This window comes from Paraglaciecola sp. 20A4 (assembly GCF_011378905.1).
Taxonomy (GTDB): Bacteria; Pseudomonadota; Gammaproteobacteria; order Enterobacterales; family Alteromonadaceae; genus Paraglaciecola.
In genome coordinates this window covers 1-1172 of record NZ_WTPY01000071.1, presented here as the reverse complement: position 1 = coordinate 1172, position 1172 = coordinate 1, and the positions used below count along the sequence as shown (strand labels likewise).

The window sequence follows — 1172 nt, the reverse complement described above, 5'->3', positions numbered from 1 at the left end:
TTTATTATGGTTGTGGGCTGCGCCTCAACGAATTGGTGCATGCGAAAGTAGAGGACATTGACCGGGCACGTAAGACGTTACGCATTCACAATGGGAAAGGGAATAAAGACAGAGATGTGGTACTCACTGAGTCTGTATTGCATGTGTTACGCGCCTATTGGTTACATTTTCGGGCGACGGATTGGTTGTTTTATTCCAGCCGGGGCATGGCGTTTCAGGTGGGCGCTACGTCCGTGCAAAAAGCCTTTCGTGAAGCAGTGAAGCTGGCTGGGGTAAGTAAGAAGTGCAGTATTCACAGTCTACGCCATGCCTATGCGACCCACCAATTGGAAAGCGGGATGCCGCTGAATCAACTGCAACAGCAGTTAGGGCATGCGGATATTCGCACCACACAAACCTATTTGCATTGGTTACCTGAATTGAATAATAGTGCCCAAGACTTAATGGCCGATTGGGAAGGTGTGTCATGAGTGCTCTGCATGTGGCGGATGTGTTGCAGCAATTCCTGCCTGCGTATCGACAACATCATACGCTCAGTTATCAACAAGATAAGGTATGCCGGCATATTACAGATTGCCGAACGGGGCAATTAGGCATGCAGCAGTGGCGATGCGGGGCGTGTTCGTTTGAGAAGGTGGTGTATTGCTCTTGTCGGGACAGGCACTGCCCCCGTTGTCAGGGCAGGCAAACCGAGCAATGGGTTGAGCAGCAACAGGCGAATGTGCTGCCCTGTAAATACTTCCACCTGGTGTTCACCTTGCCCCATGAGTTAAACGTGATAAGTCAGTATGCACCAGAAAAACTGTACAAAAGTCTGTTTCAGGCTGTGTGGGCAACGTTGAGTCAGTTTGCGATGTCGCGCAAAACACTCAAGGGTCAACTGGGTATGACAGCGATGCTGCACACGTGGGGGCAAACCTTAACGCAACATATTCACCTGCATTGTCTTATTCCCGGTGGGGCCGTGGATGCAAAGACACACTGGCGAGGCGTAAAGAAGGCGTATTTATTTCCCGTGAAGGCGTTATCCACCGTATTCAGGGCAAAGATGTTGGCGGCACTAAGGGCATATGAGTTGGTCATCCCCCAAGCGCAGTTGCTGATGAGTAAACCGTGGTCTGTGTATAGCAAACCCTGTTTATGTCAGCCCAAAACGGTCATTCGTTATCTGG

At 50.3% G+C, this 1172-nt stretch carries 2 protein-coding genes; both read left to right on the top strand.

Annotated features, from left to right (window positions below):
* On the top strand, positions 1 to 470 hold a 470-nt coding region (locus GQS54_RS22855; RefSeq protein ID WP_346766604.1), incomplete at its 5' end, for a tyrosine-type recombinase/integrase.
* A partial coding sequence (locus GQS54_RS22850; protein WP_166426220.1) for a transposase zinc-binding domain-containing protein occupies positions 467 to 1172 on the top strand: 706 nt, incomplete at its 3' end. The genes GQS54_RS22855 and GQS54_RS22850, both read left to right, overlap by 4 nt.